The sequence below is a fragment of the Streptomyces novaecaesareae genome (genome assembly GCF_000716875.1).
Classification (GTDB): domain Bacteria; phylum Actinomycetota; class Actinomycetes; order Streptomycetales; family Streptomycetaceae; genus Kitasatospora; species Kitasatospora novaecaesareae.
Window position 1 is genome coordinate 1 of sequence record NZ_JNWQ01000214.1, and the last position, 677, is coordinate 677.

Genomic DNA, 677 nt, shown 5'->3' on the forward strand with positions numbered 1-677 from the left:
GCGCCCAGGCAGGACAGCTGGCCGCCTTCCTCCAGGACCACCCCGACACCGACCTCCGCGCCGCCGGCCACACCCTGCTCACCGGACGAGCCCAACTGGAACACCGGGCCGTCGCCCTCGGGCACAACCACCAGGAACTGGTGAACGCCCTGACCGCGATCGCCGACGGGACCACCCCCACCGGCACCGGCTCCCTCGACCGCCCTGTGTTCGTCTTCCCCGGCCAGGGCTCCCAATGGATCGGCATGGGCGCCGAACTCCTCGACACCTCGCCCGTGTTCGCCGCCTCCATCGCCAACTGCCAAACCGCACTTGCCCCGTACATCGACTGGAACCTCACCGACGCCCTACGCGGCAACACCGACCTCACCCGCGTCGACATCGTCCAGCCCGCACTGTTCGCCGTCATGGTCTCCCTCGCCGAGCTCTGGCAGTCCCTCGGCATCCAGCCCGCCGCCGTCATCGGCCACTCACAGGGCGAAATCGCCGCCGCCACCGTCGCCGGAGCCCTCACCCTCGAAGACGGCGCCCGCATCGCCGCCCTCCGCAGCCAGGCCATCCTCGCCATCAGCGGCCAAGGCGGAATGGCCTCCATCCCGCTCCCCTCCAACGAAACAGCCGAACTACTCGCCCCCTGGGACGGCCGACTCACCATCGCCGCCCACAACGGCCCCACC

The 677-nt window shown here is 70.8% G+C and carries 1 protein-coding gene; it reads left to right on the top strand.

What is annotated here, in order from left to right; all coding sequences use genetic code 11:
* Nucleotides 1-677: acyltransferase domain-containing protein (locus OP86_RS32550; RefSeq protein WP_033334500.1), on the top strand; the 677-nt coding region annotated here is incomplete at both ends.